At 36.2% G+C, this 17,342-nt stretch carries 18 protein-coding genes; 16 read left to right on the forward strand and 2 right to left on the reverse strand.

What is annotated here, in order from left to right:
* Positions 1–69 precede the first annotated feature (69 nt).
* Entirely contained in the window at positions 70–1,620 is a 1,551-nt protein-coding gene (locus tag DHD80_RS08640; protein WP_251740764.1) for a bifunctional response regulator/alkaline phosphatase family protein, read from the reverse strand.
* 37 nt (positions 1,621–1,657) lie between these two features.
* On the opposite strand from DHD80_RS08640, the gene DHD80_RS08645 reads away from it, so the two are divergent.
* From DHD80_RS08645 to DHD80_RS08685, 9 genes are all read left to right on the forward strand, one after another.
* Positions 1,658–2,887 carry an HD domain-containing protein gene (locus DHD80_RS08645; RefSeq protein WP_251740765.1) on the forward strand — a complete coding sequence of 410 codons (1,230 nt, stop codon included), beginning with the start codon at positions 1,658–1,660 and terminating at the stop codon, positions 2,885–2,887.
* A gap of 24 nt (positions 2,888–2,911) precedes the next feature.
* A complete protein-coding gene (lpxD, locus tag DHD80_RS08650) occupies positions 2,912–3,937 on the forward strand; it encodes a UDP-3-O-(3-hydroxymyristoyl)glucosamine N-acyltransferase (protein WP_251740766.1) in 1,026 nt (341 codons plus the stop codon).
* Positions 3,930–5,330, forward strand: coding sequence for a bifunctional UDP-3-O-[3-hydroxymyristoyl] N-acetylglucosamine deacetylase/3-hydroxyacyl-ACP dehydratase (locus DHD80_RS08655; RefSeq protein ID WP_251740767.1), 1,401 nt, complete (start codon positions 3,930–3,932; stop codon positions 5,328–5,330). The genes lpxD and DHD80_RS08655 overlap by 8 nt, the downstream gene beginning before the upstream one ends.
* A 1-nt stretch (position 5,331) precedes the next feature.
* Positions 5,332–6,117: an acyl-ACP--UDP-N-acetylglucosamine O-acyltransferase gene (lpxA, locus tag DHD80_RS08660; protein ID WP_251740768.1), complete on the forward strand. Its 786-nt coding sequence runs from the start codon at positions 5,332–5,334 to the stop codon at positions 6,115–6,117.
* A gap of 6 nt (positions 6,118–6,123) precedes the next feature.
* Positions 6,124–6,690, forward strand: coding sequence for an elongation factor P (gene efp / locus DHD80_RS08665; protein WP_251740769.1), 567 nt, complete (start codon positions 6,124–6,126; stop codon positions 6,688–6,690).
* 106 nt (positions 6,691–6,796) lie between these two features.
* Positions 6,797–7,750 carry a UDP-3-O-(3-hydroxymyristoyl)glucosamine N-acyltransferase gene (locus DHD80_RS08670; RefSeq protein WP_251740770.1) on the forward strand — a complete coding sequence of 318 codons (954 nt, stop codon included), beginning with the start codon at positions 6,797–6,799 and terminating at the stop codon, positions 7,748–7,750.
* Entirely contained in the window at positions 7,734–8,129 is a 396-nt protein-coding gene (locus tag DHD80_RS08675) for a nuclear transport factor 2 family protein (RefSeq protein WP_251740771.1), read from the forward strand. Before DHD80_RS08670 ends, DHD80_RS08675 begins: the two co-directional genes overlap by 17 nt.
* A 95-nt stretch (positions 8,130–8,224) precedes the next feature.
* Positions 8,225–8,590, forward strand: a complete 366-nt coding sequence (locus tag DHD80_RS08680; protein ID WP_251740772.1) for a BlaI/MecI/CopY family transcriptional regulator — start codon at positions 8,225–8,227, stop codon at positions 8,588–8,590.
* A gap of 1 nt (position 8,591) precedes the next feature.
* Positions 8,592–10,520 (forward strand): M56 family metallopeptidase, encoded by a 1,929-nt coding sequence (locus DHD80_RS08685; protein WP_251740773.1) that lies wholly within the window; start codon positions 8,592–8,594, stop codon positions 10,518–10,520.
* A 42-nt stretch (positions 10,521–10,562) separates the two neighbouring features.
* On the opposite strand, the gene DHD80_RS08690 is transcribed toward DHD80_RS08685, so the two are convergent.
* Positions 10,563–10,709, reverse strand: a complete 147-nt coding sequence (locus tag DHD80_RS08690; protein WP_251740774.1) for a hypothetical protein — start codon at positions 10,707–10,709, stop codon at positions 10,563–10,565.
* A gap of 296 nt (positions 10,710–11,005) precedes the next feature.
* On the opposite strand from DHD80_RS08690, the gene sucD reads away from it, so the two are divergent.
* The 7 genes from sucD to hisG all read left to right on the forward strand — a co-directional run bounded on the left by sucD (position 11,006) and on the right by hisG (position 17,342).
* Complete coding sequence (gene sucD, locus DHD80_RS08695) at positions 11,006–11,881, forward strand: succinate--CoA ligase subunit alpha (RefSeq protein WP_251740775.1); 876 nt, start codon at positions 11,006–11,008, stop codon at positions 11,879–11,881.
* A 136-nt stretch (positions 11,882–12,017) separates the two neighbouring features.
* Positions 12,018–12,308: a nucleotidyltransferase domain-containing protein gene (locus tag DHD80_RS08700; protein ID WP_251740776.1), complete on the forward strand. Its 291-nt coding sequence runs from the start codon at positions 12,018–12,020 to the stop codon at positions 12,306–12,308.
* On the forward strand, positions 12,301–12,639 hold the full coding sequence (locus DHD80_RS08705; protein WP_251740777.1) for a DUF86 domain-containing protein: 339 nt from the start codon (positions 12,301–12,303) through the stop codon (positions 12,637–12,639). Before DHD80_RS08700 ends, DHD80_RS08705 begins: the two co-directional genes overlap by 8 nt.
* 14 nt (positions 12,640–12,653) lie before the next feature.
* Positions 12,654–13,400 carry a 3-oxoacyl-[acyl-carrier-protein] reductase gene (gene fabG / locus DHD80_RS08710; RefSeq protein WP_251740778.1) on the forward strand — a complete coding sequence of 249 codons (747 nt, stop codon included), beginning with the start codon at positions 12,654–12,656 and terminating at the stop codon, positions 13,398–13,400.
* A gap of 21 nt (positions 13,401–13,421) precedes the next feature.
* Positions 13,422–15,449 carry a VWA domain-containing protein gene (locus tag DHD80_RS08715; RefSeq protein ID WP_251740779.1) on the forward strand — a complete coding sequence of 676 codons (2,028 nt, stop codon included), beginning with the start codon at positions 13,422–13,424 and terminating at the stop codon, positions 15,447–15,449.
* A gap of 14 nt (positions 15,450–15,463) precedes the next feature.
* A complete protein-coding gene (locus tag DHD80_RS08720; RefSeq protein WP_251740780.1) occupies positions 15,464–16,279 on the forward strand; it encodes a prohibitin family protein in 816 nt (271 codons plus the stop codon).
* 199 nt (positions 16,280–16,478) lie between these two features.
* Positions 16,479–17,342 carry an ATP phosphoribosyltransferase gene (gene hisG, locus DHD80_RS08725; RefSeq protein WP_251740781.1) on the forward strand — a complete coding sequence of 288 codons (864 nt, stop codon included), beginning with the start codon at positions 16,479–16,481 and terminating at the stop codon, positions 17,340–17,342.

A 17,342-nucleotide genomic window follows, 5' to 3' on the forward strand; every position in this document is an offset into this window, starting at 1 on the left:
CTATCTGATGTTCATATTATTGTGAAATATAAATAAGCATTTAAACGGTATAAAAATACCTTTTATCGATTATTTAGGATTCAGGACTACAAATGGGATTACAACCTCTTCTAAAGAAATGCCTCCATGTTGGTAGGTATTTTTGTAATAACTAACATAATGATTGAAATTATTAGGGTAAGCGAAGAATAAATCTTCTTTTGCAAAAATATAGGAACTGGACATATTAATAGTGGGCAGGTAAACAGATTTTGGATCCTCTATCGCGAGCACTTCCTTTTTTTCATAAGTGAGGCTCCTCCCAGTTTTATACCTCAAATTTAAACTGGTGTTCTTATCGCCTATTACTTTAGAAGGATTTTTTACATTTATTGTTCCATGATCTGTAGTAATAATTAATTTAAAGCCTAATTGCTGTGCTTTTTGTATGATCTCCAAAAGCGGTGAATTTTTAAACCAACTTTGGGTTAGACTTCTATAAGACTTATCATTCGATGCAAGTTCTTTAATAACTTCCATTTCTGTCTTGCTGTGGGACAGCATGTCTACAAAGTTGTATACAAGCACCGTAAGATCGTTGTCTTTTTGACCCTTAAAATTATCAACCAATTTTTTACCGGCTTTAAGACTGGTTATTTTGTGGTATTCATATTTGTAATCTTTCCCTAACCTTTTAAGTTGTTCTTTCAGAAACTGTTCTTCATATAAATTTTTACCACCTTCTTCAACATCATTTTTCCAATATTCCGGGTATAGCTTTTCCATTTCACTAGGCATCAATCCAGAAAAGATGGCATTACGCGCATATTGTGTGGCAGTAGGTAGGATACTGTAATAAGGTACTTCTTTCTCCTTTTTATAAAAAGTATTCACGATAGGTTCCAATGTTTTCCACTGGTCATATCTTAAATTATCCACAACCACTAATAAGGTAGTTTGTTCAGAGCTAAGTTCAGGAACTACAAGTTTTTTGAACAAAGTGTGGGACATTACCGGAGCTTCAGCATTTTTTTCAAACCAGGACTCATAATTTTTTGATATAAATTTAAAGAACTGGTTATTCGCTTCAGATTTTTGGGATTCCAGGATTTCAAACATACCTGAATCTTCAATTTCTTCCAGTTGAATTTCCCAGTAAATCAATTTCTGATACAGTTCCGCCCACTCTTCAAAAGAATTTACCTGTGACATTTCCATGGCAATTTTCCTAAATTCCTGCTGATAATTGGAAGTGGTCTTTTCAGAAATAAGCCTGGAATGATCCAAATTCTTTTTAATACTCAGTAAAATTTGATTTGGATTTACAGGCTTTATAAGATAATCTGCGATTTTAGATCCAATCGCTTCTTCCATAATATATTCCTCTTCACTTTTAGTGATCATCACAATAGGAAGTGTTTCCCTCTTTTCTTTAATTTCAGATAGTGTTTCTAATCCCGTAAGGCCGGGCATATTTTCATCAAGGAATACAATGTCAAAATTTTCCGTTTCAATTAATTCTAAAGCTTCGGTTCCACTTTTACAGGTTTGCACCTCATAACCTCTGGTTTCCAGAAAAATAATGTGAGGTTTTAGAAGATCAATTTCGTCATCTACCCATAAAATTTTGATATTGTTCATATACGTATATTTGTTACTAATTATATAGAATTTAAGCTTGGCTTCCCAAACAAAACTCAAAATATTAAACGATCCAATTTACGGTTTTATTACCATCCCAAGTGATCGCATATTTCAAATCATAGAGCATCCTTATTTTCAAAGATTACGCCGAATTTCCCAAATGGGACTTTCGTACCTGGTGTATCCGGGTGCCCATCACACTAGATTTCATCATGCTTTAGGTTGTGTGCATTTAATGCAAAAGACGGTGAATGTGCTTAAGCTTAAGGGTGTGGCGATTTCCCAGGAAGAGGAAGAAGCATTATTAATTTCTATTCTAATGCATGATATTGGCCATGGTCCTTTTAGCCATGCCATGGAGCATAGCCTTGTGGAAAATGTTGATCATGAGTCTATTTCCCTCATTTTTATGCAGGAAATGAACCGGAACTTTAACCAAAGTTTAACTCTGGCCATAAAAATGTTTAAGGGGGAATATGAGCGGAATTTCATGAATCAGTTAATTTCCAGTCAGCTGGATATGGATCGGCTGGATTATCTTAAACGAGATAGTTTTTATACCGGTGCTGCGGAAGGCAACATTAATAGTGAACGTTTGATCACCATGCTGAATGTGGTAAATGATGAATTGGTGGTTGAAGAAAAAGGAATATATTCCGTAGAAAAATTTCTTATTGGCAGAAGACTTATGTACTGGCAGGTTTATTTGCATAAGACCAGCCTGGTCGCAGAGCAACTTTTAATTAGGGTATTAAAGAGGGCTAAGGAATTAATAGGACAAGACGGTGAGCTAGAGGCCAGTGAGCCGCTGCTTTATTTTCTGAATAATAAAATAAGGCTTAATAATTTTGATCTCAATACGATTGATCATTTTGCCAGGCTGGATGACTACGATGTAATTTCTGCCATGAAAAACTGGGTTTCGCACGACGATTTTGTGCTCAGCAATCTTTCAGAAATGATTATTAATCGAAATTTGCTAAAAGTCAAGATCAAGAAAAAGAAACCTTCAGATGCGAAACTTGGATCAAAAATGATCGCTCTTCAGAAAAAATATAGTATAACTGAGAAAGAGGCTGCATATTTTGTATTTGATGGTGAAATTGCCAATCTCGCCTATAAAAATGAAATTGATAACATTAATATCCTTCAGAAAAATGGGAAAATTTGTGATGTGGTAAAGGTTTCCGATCAGTTTAATTTAGAAGCCCTCACAAAAACTGTTACAAAATATTATATGTGTTATCCCAAAGTTAAACATTAACTCATTTTTTTTACTTTTGCCAGAATGAAATTCACAGCAGCGCAGATAGCAGAAATATTGGAGGGTGAAGTAGAGGGGAATCCGGAAGCGGAAGTTTCTGAACTTGCAAAAATTGAAGAAGGCACAAAAGGCAGCCTAACTTTTTTGAGCAATCCTAAGTATAATTCTTTTTTATATACGACCAATGCCAGCATCACCATCGTAAATAGCGATTTTGAAGTGGAGCAACCTATAACAACTACCTTAATTAAAGTTAAGGATGCTTATAAAGCATTTTCAACCTTACTTACCTATTATAATCAGGTAAAACTTAATAAAAGTGGAATTGAAGAACCAAATTATATTTCCGAATCTGCCGAATTCGGAAAGGAAATATATTTAGGGGCATTTTCTTATTTGGGGAATCAGGTTAAAATTGGTGACCATGTTAAGATTTATCCGAATGTATATATTGGCGATAATGTGAAAATTGGAAACAATGTAACCATCTTTGCCGGGGTAAAGATTTATTCTGAAACTATTATAGGGGATAATTGTACTATTCATAGTGGTGTAGTTTTAGGTGCTGATGGTTTTGGTTTTAGTCCCGAAGAAGGCGGGCAATATTTAAAAGTCCCGCAAATTGGAAATGTGGTTGTTGAAAATAATGTAGATATTGGCGCAGCTACGACGATAGACCGGGCAACATTAGGCTCTACAATCATACGCGAGGGGGTAAAATTGGATAATCATATCCAGATCGCACATAATGTTGAAATAGGAAAACACACCGCCATTGCTGCCCAAACCGGGATTGCCGGCTCTACTAAAATCGGCGAAAATTGCCTTATTGGAGGACAGGTTGGTATCGCCGGACATTTAACCATTGGTAATCGGGTTAAAATCCAGGCACAATCTGGAATAGGTAGGAATATTAAGGACGGTGAAATGTTGCAGGGATCACCGGCAATTTCATACGGAGCTTATAATAAATCTTACATTCACTTTAAAAATTTGCCTAAAACATTAAATAGGCTGGACCAACTGGAAAAAAAAATAAATAATGGCTGAGAATAGTTCAAAGCAGAATACCATTAAGGAAAAAGTTTCACTAGAAGGAGTGGGACTACATACAGGGAAAGCAGTTACTTTAACATTTTGTCCTGCCGAAGAGAACACAGGTTATGTGTTTAGAAGGACAGATCTTGAAGGAAGTCCTGAAATCGAAGCTGATGTTAGCTATGTGGTAAATACACAACGTGGTACCAATTTAGAAAAGAATGGAGTAAAAATCCAGACATCTGAACACGTGCTTGCTTCCTGTGTTGGTTTAGGGATCGATAATATTATTATTGAATTAAATGCTTCTGAACCGCCTATTATGGATGGTTCTTCAAAGTTTTTTGTCGAAGCTTTAGAAAAAGCGGGGATTGAAGAGCAAGATGCGGAGCGTGAAGAATTTGTAGTGAACGAAATCATTTGCTACCGGGATGAAGAAACCGGAAGCGAAATAATCGCCATGCCTGCCAATGAATACCAGGTTACCACCATGGTTGATTTTGGAACCAAGGTATTGGGGACTCAAAACGCCTCGATTAATAATCTTTCAGAATTTAAAACTGAAATAGCCGATTCAAGAACTTTCAGTTTTTTACATGAACTGGAAACCCTTCTAGAACATGGTCTCATTAAAGGTGGTGATCTTAACAATGCCATTGTTTATGTTGATAAGGAGATTAGTGAAGACACTATGAAGAAATTAAGAGTGGCCTTTAATCGCGATAAAATTTCCATCAAGCCTAATGGAATTTTAGACAACCTTACTTTGCACCATGCAAATGAGGCGGCGAGACATAAACTTCTTGATGTCCTGGGGGATCTTGCCTTAGTAGGAACAAGAATTAAAGGAAAAATTATTGCTAATAAGCCCGGCCACCATATTAATACGGAATTTGCCAAAAAACTTTCCAAAATCATCAAAGCTGAAAAAAGAAATAACGTTCCCAAAATAGACCTAAGCCAGATACCTATAATGGACGTAAACGATATTATGGAAACCCTTCCTCATCGTCCTCCCTTTCTTTTAGTAGACAAGATATATGAATTAACAGATACGCACGTTATTGGAATGAAAAACGTGACGATGAATGAGCCTTTCTTTGTGGGTCATTTTCCTGGAAAACCGGTAATGCCGGGAGTTCTTCAGGTAGAAGCCATGGCTCAAACCGGAGGAATTTTAGCGTTAAAATCGGTTCCCGATCCGGAAAACTACCTCACTTATTTTATGAAAATTGATAATGTGAAATTCAAACAACAGGTAGTTCCGGGAGATACGTTAATTTTTAAACTCGAATTACTGGCACCTATTCGCCGCGGAATTTGCCAAATGCAGGGTTATGCCTTTGTAAATGGAAAACTTGCTACAGAAGCTATTTTGATGGCTCAGATAGTTAAATCTAAATAATATGAACCAGCCATTAGCATACGTTCATCCCGGAGCGAAAATAGCAAAGAATGTAGTGATCGAACCTTTCACCACGATTCATAATAATGTAGTGATAGGAGAAGGATCCTGGATAGGAAGTAACGTTACCATTATGGAGGGTGCTCGTATCGGTAAAAATTGCAGTATTTTCCCAGGAGCTGTTATTTCAGCAGTACCTCAGGATAAAAAGTTTAATGATGAGGACACTTTAACCATTATAGGGGATAATACCACCATAAGGGAGTGTGTGACCATAAACCGGGGAACTTCTGATAGAATGAAAACCGTGGTTGGCAGTAATTGTTGGATTATGGCCTATTGTCATATTGCCCACGATTGTATCGTAGGAGATAATTGTATTTTTTCAAACAATAGTACACTTGCCGGACATATAAATGTTGGCGAACACGTTATACTGGCTGGAATGGCTGCTATTCAGCAGTTTTGTAGTATAGGAAAACATGCATTTGTAACCGGTGGTTCCATGGTGAGAAAAGATGTACCACCGTTTGTAAAGGCCGGGCGTGAACCTTTAAGTTACGTTGGAATCAATTCCATAGGTCTTAGACGTCGTGGATTTTCTACGGAAAAGATCAGGGAAATACAGGATATTTACCGAATATTATATCAGAAAAATTATAATAACTCACAGGCAGTAGCCATTATTGAAGCAGAAATGCAGGCTACAGCCGAACGTGATGAAATTTTAGAATTTATTAAAAACTCTCAGCGGGGTATCATGAAAGGATACTTCAGCTCAAACTAAATAAAAATGGCTACTTCAAACGATATAAGAAACGGACTATGTATTAAATACAATCACGACATTTACAAAGTGGTGGAATTTTTACATGTAAAACCTGGTAAAGGCCCTGCATTTGTTAGGACTAAACTCAAAAGTGTGACCACCGGGAAAGTTTTGGATAATACATTTTCCGCGGGGCATAAAATTGAAGATATCCGTGTGGAAACTCATAAGTTTCAGTTTTTATATGAAGACGGTGAATTTTTCCATTTTATGAATGTGGAAGATTACACCCAGATTCGACTTACTGAAAATGCTCTGGATATGCCTAAATTATTAAAAGAAGGCGAAGTAGTTACGATTCAAATAAATACTGAAGATAACATGCCACTCTCTGTGGATATGCCCGCAAGTGTTATTTTGGAAATCACCCAAACGGAGCCTGGTTTAAAAGGAAATACAGCCACCAACGCCACCAAACCTGCGACTACTGAAACCGGGTATGAGGTAAATGTGCCACTTTTCATCAACGAAGGGGACAAAATTAGAATAGAAACCGATAAAGGCACTTACAAGGAGAGAATAAAGGAGTGATTTAATTTGAAAATTTGAAAATGCATCAATTTGTAAATTATTTTTACACTCATTTCTTAATACCCATTTCTTAATACTCATATCTAATATCTCAATACTAGTTGAAATGAAATTTCCCCGCAGATATTCTTTAAAAGAAATAGCAGCTTTAATTCAGTGTGAATATCTGGGCGATGATGATTTTCCGGTAATGGGCATGAACGAAATTCATGTGGTCACCCCCGGGGATATTGTTTTTGTAGATCATCCAAAATATTACGACAAAGCATTAAAAAGTGATGCTAGCATAGTTCTGATCAACAAGGAGGTTGAATGTCCCGTGGGAAAAGCATTGTTGATTTCAGAAGACCCGTTTACCGATTTCAATAAACTTACACTTCATTTTCAGCCATTTCAACGGAGTGAAAAATTAATATCTGATTCTGCTGAAGTAGGAGCGGGAACGATCTTACAGCCCAATGTTTTTCTAGGCAATGAGGTCAAAATTGGTAAAAATTGCCTTATTCATGCAAATGTTTCTATTGGTGATCGTTGTGAAATAGACGATAACGTAATTATTCATAGTGGCACCGTGCTTGGTGGTGATGCCTTTTATTATAAAAAAAGACCAGAAGGTTTTGATAAATTGCGATCGGGTGGGAGGGTCGTTATAAAAGATGATGTTGAAATTGGATCAAATTGCACCATAGATCGTGGCGTTACCGGTGATACTATAATTGGAAAGGGCTCCAAGCTGGATAACCTAATCCAAATTGGCCACGATACGGTAATTGGCAAAAATTGCCTTATCGCTTCGCAAACAGGTATTGCCGGCTGCGTAATTGTGGAAAATAACGTTACCATTTGGGGACAGGTTGGGATACGAAGTGACATCACCATTACGGAAGGAACTGTTTTGATGGCTCAAAGCGGAATTTCAAAAACCACTACTCCCGGAATGTCCTATTGGGGTTCCCCGGCGATGGAAGCAAAAGCAAAATTAAAAGAGTTGGCTTTTATAAAACAAATCCCGAAATTGATCGATCAATTAAACAAAAAGGATAATGGCTTTAAAAAGTAAAGATATCGTTGAGAATTTTTATCAGTCAAATTTTTATAAGGATAAAGAAGTTTTTAAACAGTATCTACATCCAGAGGCTAAACTTGACTGGTATGGTACAACGGGTCTTCGAAAACTTGATTATAACGGCCTTGCTGAAATTCGTGAGGAACTTTCCAAATCCTACGAGTCATTACGTGCTCAAATAGATAAAACAGTAGCCCGTAAAGATGATGTGGCCATTCATTTCACCTATCACGTAAAAACAATCGAAAATCCAGATGAGGAAATGCCCCTTGCACATTTTATTGCCATTTGGGAACTTAAAGACGGCAAACTCTACAAAGGAGTTCAAATAAGCCAGCCCGGGGAGGAGATAGAAACCAATCCCGAGGAATAAATTTTGGCCTGAAACAGGCCTTTTTTTATATTATTTCATTCTACGTTTGTAGAATCAATATTTTATTCTACATTTGTAGAGTTAAATTGTCAATTATGGAACTTACCAATGCCGAGGAAGAATTAATGCAGATCATCTGGAAAAAGGAGAAAGCCTTTATCAACGATCTGGTAGATGCATATTCTGAGCCTAAACCTGCCATTACAACCATTGCCACCTTATTAAAAAGAATGCAGGATAAAAATTTTGTAGGTTATGTACAGATGGGACGGTCGCGGGAATATTTTGCAAAAGTGACCAAGAAGTCCTATTTCAGCAAACATATGAACGGACTCATTAAAAGTTTTTTCAATAATTCAACTTCCCAGTTCGCTTCATTTTTTACCCAGGAAACCAACATGTCTGAAGCTGAATTAAAGGAACTTAGAAATTTGATCGACGAGAAAATTAAAGAAAAATAAGATGTTGGAGTATATTTTAAAATCGGGATTATGCCTGCTGGTGCTTTTCAGCTTCTATAAACTATTTATGGAAGGTGAGACATTCCATAGCATCAAAAGAATTTATTTACTCCTGGCTCTGGCCATTTCTTTAATGCTTCCCCTAATCACCATCAGCTATAATATAGAAATTCCTACGGAAGAAATTGGGGAAACGATTGTTTTAAAAGGCGTTAAGTCAGCAACTGAAGTTTCGGAAAGGGCTTCATGGAAAGAACTACTACCAGGAATATTATTAGGTATTTATTTTATAGGTTTTTCAATATTTGCCTTCAGGTTTTATAAAAATTTAAAAGATTTAATTTCGGAAGCAAATAAGAACGATCAGCTTAAGGACCTGCCTTATATTTATGTATTGCTAGGTAGAAAATTAGATCCTCATTCCTTTTTTCAATACATTTTTCTGAATAAAGAAGAATTCAGAAACGATAAAATTTCCAGTGCAGTGATGGAGCATGAAAAAGCGCATGTAGATCAGAAGCATTCGCTGGACCTGTTTTTCCTGGAATTAATTCATATTGTATTCTGGTTCAACCCGGTTTTTATTTTCATCAAAAAATCGGTAAAACTGAATCACGAGTTCCTGGCAGATCATCGGGTTTTACAAAAGGCTTATTGTCCGCTGCAATATTCAAACATTTTATTTCAATACAGTTCGGGGCATCATCACAATGCATTATCGAGCCCTATCAATCATTCATTAATCAAAAAACGAATTATTATGATCACAAAAAGTTTTTCGCTTAGGCGATTGTTCTTAAAATCATTCCTTTTCCTGCCGGTGCTGGGAGTATGTGTGTATCTCTTCAATGAAGAAATTGTTGCTAAACCAGTACCTACAAATGCTGAAACCATTACAAGTGTTTCAGGGAATATTCAGGAACAGGTACGTACAATTAAAATTAAAGTAGAGGGTGAAAAAATTCAGCTAAATACTAAATTGGTAAGTCTGGAGAATTTTTCAGAAGCACTGAATAAGATCACCCGTAACTGGTCCCAGGAAGATATGAAATCTCCCTGGTTTGAGATCGATTTTGAGAATTCTACAACCGAATTTATTCAGAAACTAAACAAAGAATATCGAAAATCGAAGCTTTCTAAAATTTCTGACACCGAATTTTTGGCACCAAGTCCGGTAGTTCCGAGTGGAACTCCGCCACCGCCACCGCCACCACCCGTGCAAGGAAGAAATGGAAGTGTGCCACTACCTCCGGCAGCTGCACCACATTTAGACCAGGATACGCAAAGAGAAAATCTGTTCAGCATTAAAATAATAGGAACAAGTCTTCAGGTAAACGGAAAGGAGATCAAACCGAAAGACTTTAGTGAAACCCTGGATAAACTTTCAGAAGATAAAACAGATGAGGAATTGAAGAATTACAATTTCCGGATGCATATTTCAGATCCTGCGCCTGGATTCATGGAAAAACTGAATCATGAATTTAAAAAATCCCGTATGTCTAAAATTACGGGTCATGAAATCCTACCACCACCACCACCAGCACCACCAATGGAAGGTACTATGCCGCCACTACCATCTCCAGCACCAAATACCTATATGGAGGATAGCACCAGAATTCATCACGATAAAATGAAATTAGTTCATGAGAGTATTCAGAATGAGTTGCAGAGAATGGAAAAAATACAATTGAATTATTTAAAGGATTCAGATCTTAGTAAGGAGGAATTGGAAAAAAAGAGAAGAGAGATCGCTTTAGAATCAGAAAGGATACAATTGAGAATGGAAGAATCTCAAAAAAGAGAGGAAGAACGGGAGTTAATTATGGCTAAAAGACTGGAAGCACACGAGAAAATGATCCAGGACAGGAAGCTTTTAATATTAGAACGTCTGGAAAAATATAAAAAATCGAAAAAAGATTCTATTAAATAAGAAAAGCCCCAATCTTTGGGGCTTTTTTAAATATCACATTCTTTACATATAAATAGCTACATAAGCAATAGCCATTACTCCAATAAAGATTAAAGCCGCACGCCTAATTTCATCCACTGTTTTTTCCGGACTTAAAAGTTTTACGATTCGTTGCGTTTTAAAGGGAGCATCCTTAGTACGGAATTCCATAATTATTATGATTTGGGATTTGTATGATATAATTTTATAAAAAATATTCGATAATAAATAATGAAAACCACATAAAATTTATCTTTTATATGACTAGTAACGTGTTTATTGGAAGTTTCAGCGATTAAATATTTATTTATAAAAATTAATTGAAAGAAAAGGTTTACAAAATATTCTTGTTTTCAAAAAATATGAAATAAGTTTCCCATTTTTGCTCTAGGCCAATTAACGATCAAAACTCTTTAGGTTTTATTATTAAAAACATACTTTTGTAAACCAAAATTCAAAAGACATTTATGAGCGTTTTAGTCAATAAAGATTCTAAAGTAATTGTTCAGGGTTTTACCGGTAGTGAAGGTACTTTCCACGCCGGCCAGATGATCGAGTACGGAACAAATGTAGTTGGTGGGGTGACTCCAGGAAAAGGCGGACAAAAGCATTTGGATAAACCTGTTTTTAATACAGTTTCTGAAGCTGTAGAAAAAGTTGGAGCAGATGTTTCCATTATTTTCGTACCACCGGCATTTGCTGCCGATGCAATTATGGAAGCTGCCGATGCGGGAATTAAAGTGATCATTACCATTACCGAAGGTATTCCCATAGCCGATATGGTGAAAGCCTCACATTATATAAAAGATCGTGATTGTAGATTAATTGGGCCTAATTGTCCTGGGGTTATAACTCCTGGCGAAGCAAAGGTTGGAATTATGCCAGGTTTTGTTTTCAAAAAAGGTAAAGTTGGGATCGTTTCAAAATCCGGGACCTTAACCTATGAAGCGGCAGATCAGGTTGTAAAACAAGGTCTTGGAATTACTACGGCTATTGGTATTGGTGGAGATCCAATTATTGGAACTACTACTAAAGAAGCTGTGGAGCTTTTAATGAATGACGATGAAACTGAAGTGATTGTCATGATTGGCGAAATTGGCGGACAGTTAGAAGCCGATGCTGCACAATGGATCAAAGCAGATGGAAATAGAAAACCAGTTGTTGGATTTATCGCGGGCGAAACTGCTCCGGCAGGTAGAACGATGGGACATGCTGGTGCGATCGTTGGAGGAAGTGAAGATACTGCTCAGGCTAAAAAGAAAATTTTAAGGGAGAATGGAATTCATGTAGTAGATTCTCCTGCGGAAATAGGATTAAAAGTAGCCGAGGTTCTAAAAGGCTAATTTCATTAATAAATAAATTTAATCCTTCTGGAATAACATATTTCAGAAGGATTTTTTATGCTTATTATTTTCAGCTTAGAGAAACCCATGTTTCGTCCACCCTTCAAAATTATTATAAAAATGCTTATTTTTGAATATGAAAAGTCTCCAAGAAATTCGATTGAAGCTTGCAGAACACAAAGCACCGCTTTTTGCAAAATACCCTATTAAAAAACTGTCAATTTTCGGTTCTTTCAGCCAGAAGAACCATGAAATCAAAAACGATTTAGATTTATTGGTCGAGTTTAATGAACCAATTGGTATTCAATTTATAGATTTGGCAGAAGAATTAGAAAATCTAATAGATTACAAAGTAGATCTTGTTTCTAGAAATGGACTAAAAGAACAATATTATGAAGCCATAAAATCTGATCTAATAGATGTCTAAGCGTAACGATATGCTTCTAATTAATGATATTCTTGAAGGGATTCTCAAAATTTTCAGATATACAAAAGACATGGACTTTAAGGCATATATGAAAGATGAAAAAACCATAGATGCCGTAAATAGAAATTTTGAAATTATTGGAGAAGCTGCTAATAGGCTTTCAAAAATTTTTATAAAGGAAAATTCAAATATTCCATGGGTTCGCATCCGTGGTTTTAGGAATAGAATTGTACACGAATACTTTGGGGTGGATAATGAAATAATATGGTCAATTATCAAAAATGACCTTAATCCCCTATACCATAATTTAAAGAATTTGAAATCCAATTAGATAAAGAAATTAACATGAAATTATTAGAAGGTAAAAACGCGATCATCACAGGTGGAAGTAGGGGAATTGGAAAAGGAATAGCCCAGGTATTTGCCAAACATGGTGCGAACGTAGCTTTTACATATAATTCTTCTGCTCAGTCTGCAGAAGATCTGGCTAAAGAATTATCAGAATCTGGAATTAAAGCGGTTGCCTATCAATCTAATGCTGCCAGCTTTGAAGAATCTCAGAAACTGGTAGATCAGGTACTGGAAGAATTTGGTTCCATAGATATTCTGGTAAATAACGCCGGGATCACTAAAGACAATCTTTTAATGCGTATGAGTGAAGACGATTTTGATAAGGTGATTGAAGTGAACCTAAAATCTATTTTCAATATGACCAAGGCGATTCAACGTACTTTCTTAAAGCAAAGAAGTGGGAGTATCATTAATATGAGTTCTGTGGTTGGAGTGACCGGAAATGCCGGCCAGGCGAATTATGCCGCTTCCAAAGCAGGAATCATTGGATTTTCGAAATCGATGGCTCAGGAACTAGGCTCAAGAAATATTAGGACTAATGTGGTGGCACCCGGTTTTATCGAAACCGAAATGACCGCGAAACTGGATGAAAAAACGGTTCAGGGTTGGAGGGATGCAATTCCTTTAAAACGTGGCGGTTCACCTGAAGATATTGCCAATGCCTGCGTATATTTGGGAAGCGATCTCAGTTCCTATGTAACCGGCCAGGTTTTACACATCGATGGTGGAATGCACACATAAACTGGAATAGGGATATCTTCAATGACAATAAGCACAATTTTATTAATAACCCTGGCACTATTCGTAGCACTGGGGTTCGCTTTTTTTCAATATCTCTACAAATCACGAAGAAAAGGAAGGGATTTTCTGTTTTTTGGCATTAGAGCGGTCATTATATTTATTATGCTGCTATTACTTATCAATCCTGAAATAAATAAAATCCAGACTGAACTTGTTAAACCAAAATTATTTCTACTCGCCGATAATTCTAAATCTATTGAATATTTAAAAGCTTCTGAAAAGCTAGCATCAGATATTGAAAAATTGAAGAATAATGATCTTCTAAAAAAAAGATTTGATGTTGAGCCCTATTTTTTTAGTTCAGAAATAAGGCTGAAAGATTCTTCAGATTTCAACAATTCTCAATCAAATACATACAACGCCCTTTCCAAAATTGAAGATTTATCTAAAAATAATTCCAGCGCTATAGTATTGATGACCGATGGAAATCAAAATATTGGTCGTGATTTTAGTTATTATAAATCGAAGGAGAACAATACAATCTTACCTGTTATTTATGGCGATACGACTATTTACCAAGATTTGGCGATTGAACACATAAATGTAAATCCTTATGCATTTTTAAATAATCGATTTCCTGTGGAAGCTTTTGTAGAGTATCAGGGCAAGGAATCTGTAAATGCCACGATGGAAATTAGAAGCGGTAAAACTCTTATCTATTCTGAAAAAATTGGGTTTTCTGAAAATAAAACCTCGGCGATCGTAAACACCACGCTCCCGGCAACTTCCATCGGAATTAAGAAGTATGAAGTAAAAATAAGCGGTTTAACTTCTGAAAAAGATATCCTGAACAACACCAAACCATTTTCCATTGAAGTGATCGATGAGCGAACATCCGTGCTCATTTTAACCGATATTCTTCATCCAGATTTAGGGGCATTTAAAAAATCGATTGAAAGCAATCAGCAAAGATCGGCAGAGATAAAAACAATTACTGAAAAATTTCAACTATCATATTATCAATTGATTGTTTTATATCAGGTAAATAAAAAGTTTAATGAAGTAGTTCAGGAAATTTTAAATTCCAACCTCAATTTTATAATGGTCTCCGGCATAAAAACCGACTGGAATTATTTGAATAGCCTTAATCTAGGTTTTACGAAAAATCCCACTTTTAGCGCTCAGGAAATCTTTCCCGTTTACAATAAGGGCTTTGCTATTTTTCAGTTTGAAGATATAGGTTTTGAAGATTTTCCACCGCTCGAGGATAAATTTGGAAACATAGAGATGACCGGAAATGATTTCAATATGCTCTTGTTTCAAAAAATTCAGGGTTTGCAATTGGACGAACCTTTAATGATGGTTACAAATTCAAAACCTAAGCGCGGATTTATTTTTGGAGAGAATTTTTGGCGATGGAGGGCAAAGTCCTTCTTAGATCAACAGTCTTTTGCAGCTTTTGATAATTTCTTTGGAAAGTTTATTCAGAATCTGGCCGCTTCACAAAGAAAAGATCGTTTAACCATCAATGCCAACAATTTTTTCTATGCAAATTCAGAAGTAGTAATCCAGGCGCAATATTTCGACGAGAATTATCAATTTGATCCAAATGCTAAAATCCAGATTAAAATTATCAATCAGGATTCCGAAGAGGAAATATCCACAGAGATGCTTTTAAATGGTGATCAGTATGAATTTAGATCTTCGAATTTGGCAGGTGGAAATTATAATTATAATGTTCACGTTGTTGGGGGGAATATTTCAAAATCCGGAACTTTTGAAATCGCCTCTTTTGATATAGAAATGCAGCGGAGCAACGCAAATCTTCCAAAAATGCAAAGTTTTGCCTACTTAAATGAAACCCCGCTTTTCTTTCCTAATCAAATAGATGGTTTGATTAATGAACTTACGCAAAATGATAAGTGGAAGTCTGTTCAGAAAAGCCATCAAATTTCCGTACCTTTGATAGACTGGTACTGGTTACTATTTCTACTTGTTTTATTTCTTGCCGTAGAATGGTTTTACCGAAAGTACTTAGGTCTAATTTAAATTCAATTTTATATATGGAACGTTTACCCAAATTTGGGATCCCTTTATTTATCGGGATTGTCATTTTAATTATCATTTTAGCTAAATCTACTGTTACCATTGATTCCGGAGAGGCCGGGGTACTTTATCGAACTTTTGATGAAGGGGTAGTAACAGATGAACCGCCTCTTTCAGAAGGATTTCATGTGGTCGCTCCCTGGAATAAAGTTTTTGTTTATGAAGTAAGACAACAGTCTATAGATGAAGAAATGCGCGTACTTTCTTCCAATGGTCTTGAAATTGCCTTGGACGCTTCAGTATGGTTTCAACCAGAATACGCTACTCTGGGGAAATTACATCAGGAAAAAGGGGAGGAATATATTCAAAGATTACTTCAGCCTGCCATACGATCGGCGACCAGGGCTGTGGTGGGACGATATAATCCTGAGCAGTTATATGCAAGTAAAAGAGAAGCGATCCAAAAAGAAATTTTTGATGAAACTAATTTGTTGCTTGACGAACAATATGTCCAGGTGAATGAAATTTTGGTAAGGGATGTATCTCTTCCATCTACGATTAAGGACGCTATTGAACGTAAATTGAGACAGGAACAGGAGTCCCTGGAATATGAGTTTAGGCTTACTAAAGCTTCGCAGGAAGCAGAACGCCAACGTATTGATGCAGAAGGTAAGGCCCGCGCCAACAAAATTCTTAGCGAATCGTTAACTGACAAGGTTTTGCAGGAAAAAGGGATTCAGGCTACCCTGGAACTTGCTAAATCAACCAACAGCAAGGTGATCGTAATTGGTTCTGGAGAAAGTGGAATGCCGATAATTCTAGGTAATAATTAATAAACAAAACTTAAAATTTGATTTTTTTCTTTTTTGATTGAATTTTTTAATTAGTTTTGAAATCTAAATGAGAACACAAAAAGTACATCATCATCATTTTAATATCCACGCTCAGGCGAGGTGTATATGATGTGTTGTAAATAACAAAATATCATAACCCGTTTGAGCAATCAAACGGGTTTTTTTATTGCGAAAAATTATGGGTAAAGAAAAATTAAGAATAGCCATTCAAAAATCAGGAAGATTATTTGAAGATTCCATTAAGATCTTAAAAGATTCTGGAATTTATATCGATAATGGAAAGGAACAGTTACGGGCATCTTCCAACAATTTCCCTTTGGAAGCCATGTATTTGCGTAACGGGGATATTCCGCAGTATTTAAGGGATGGAGTTGTAGATTGTGCAATTATTGGCGAGAATGTATTAATAGAGAAAGGCCAGGATATCATTCGCGGGGAGAAATTAGGCTTTTCAAAATGCAGGGTTTCCCTGGCGGTTCCAAAATCTTTTAAGTATACTACCATAAAGGATTTGGATGGGTGCAAAATTGCCACCTCTTATCCTAACACAGTAAATCGTTTTTTAGCTGAAAAAGGAATTACCGGGGAATTGCATATTATCAATGGTTCTGTTGAAATTGCCCCTAATATTGGACTTTCCCAGGCTATTGTGGATATTGTTTCCAGTGGCAGCACACTTTTTAAAAATAACCTGAAAGAGGTGGAAGTCATTTTAAAAAGTGAAGCAGTTTTGGCAATTTCCCCCCAAATTTCTGAAGAAAGAAAGGCGATTCTGAATAAACTTCAATTCAGGTTCAATTCAGTTTTAAAAGCAAGAACCTCAAAATATATTCTGCTGAATGCACCCAATGATAAACTTCAGGATATTATAAAATTATTGCCGGGAATGCGCAGTCCTACAGTTTTGCCTTTAGCTGAAGAAGGATGGAGTTCCGTGCATACAGTTATCAATGAAGAAAAATTCTGGAATGTCCTGGATGAATTGAAAGAATATGGCGCTGAAGGAATTTTAGTGGTGCCTATAGAAAAGATGGTCATTTAA

It is taken from the genome of Gramella sp. AN32, from assembly GCF_023718305.1.
GTDB lineage: Bacteria > Bacteroidota > Bacteroidia > Flavobacteriales > Flavobacteriaceae > Christiangramia > Christiangramia antarctica.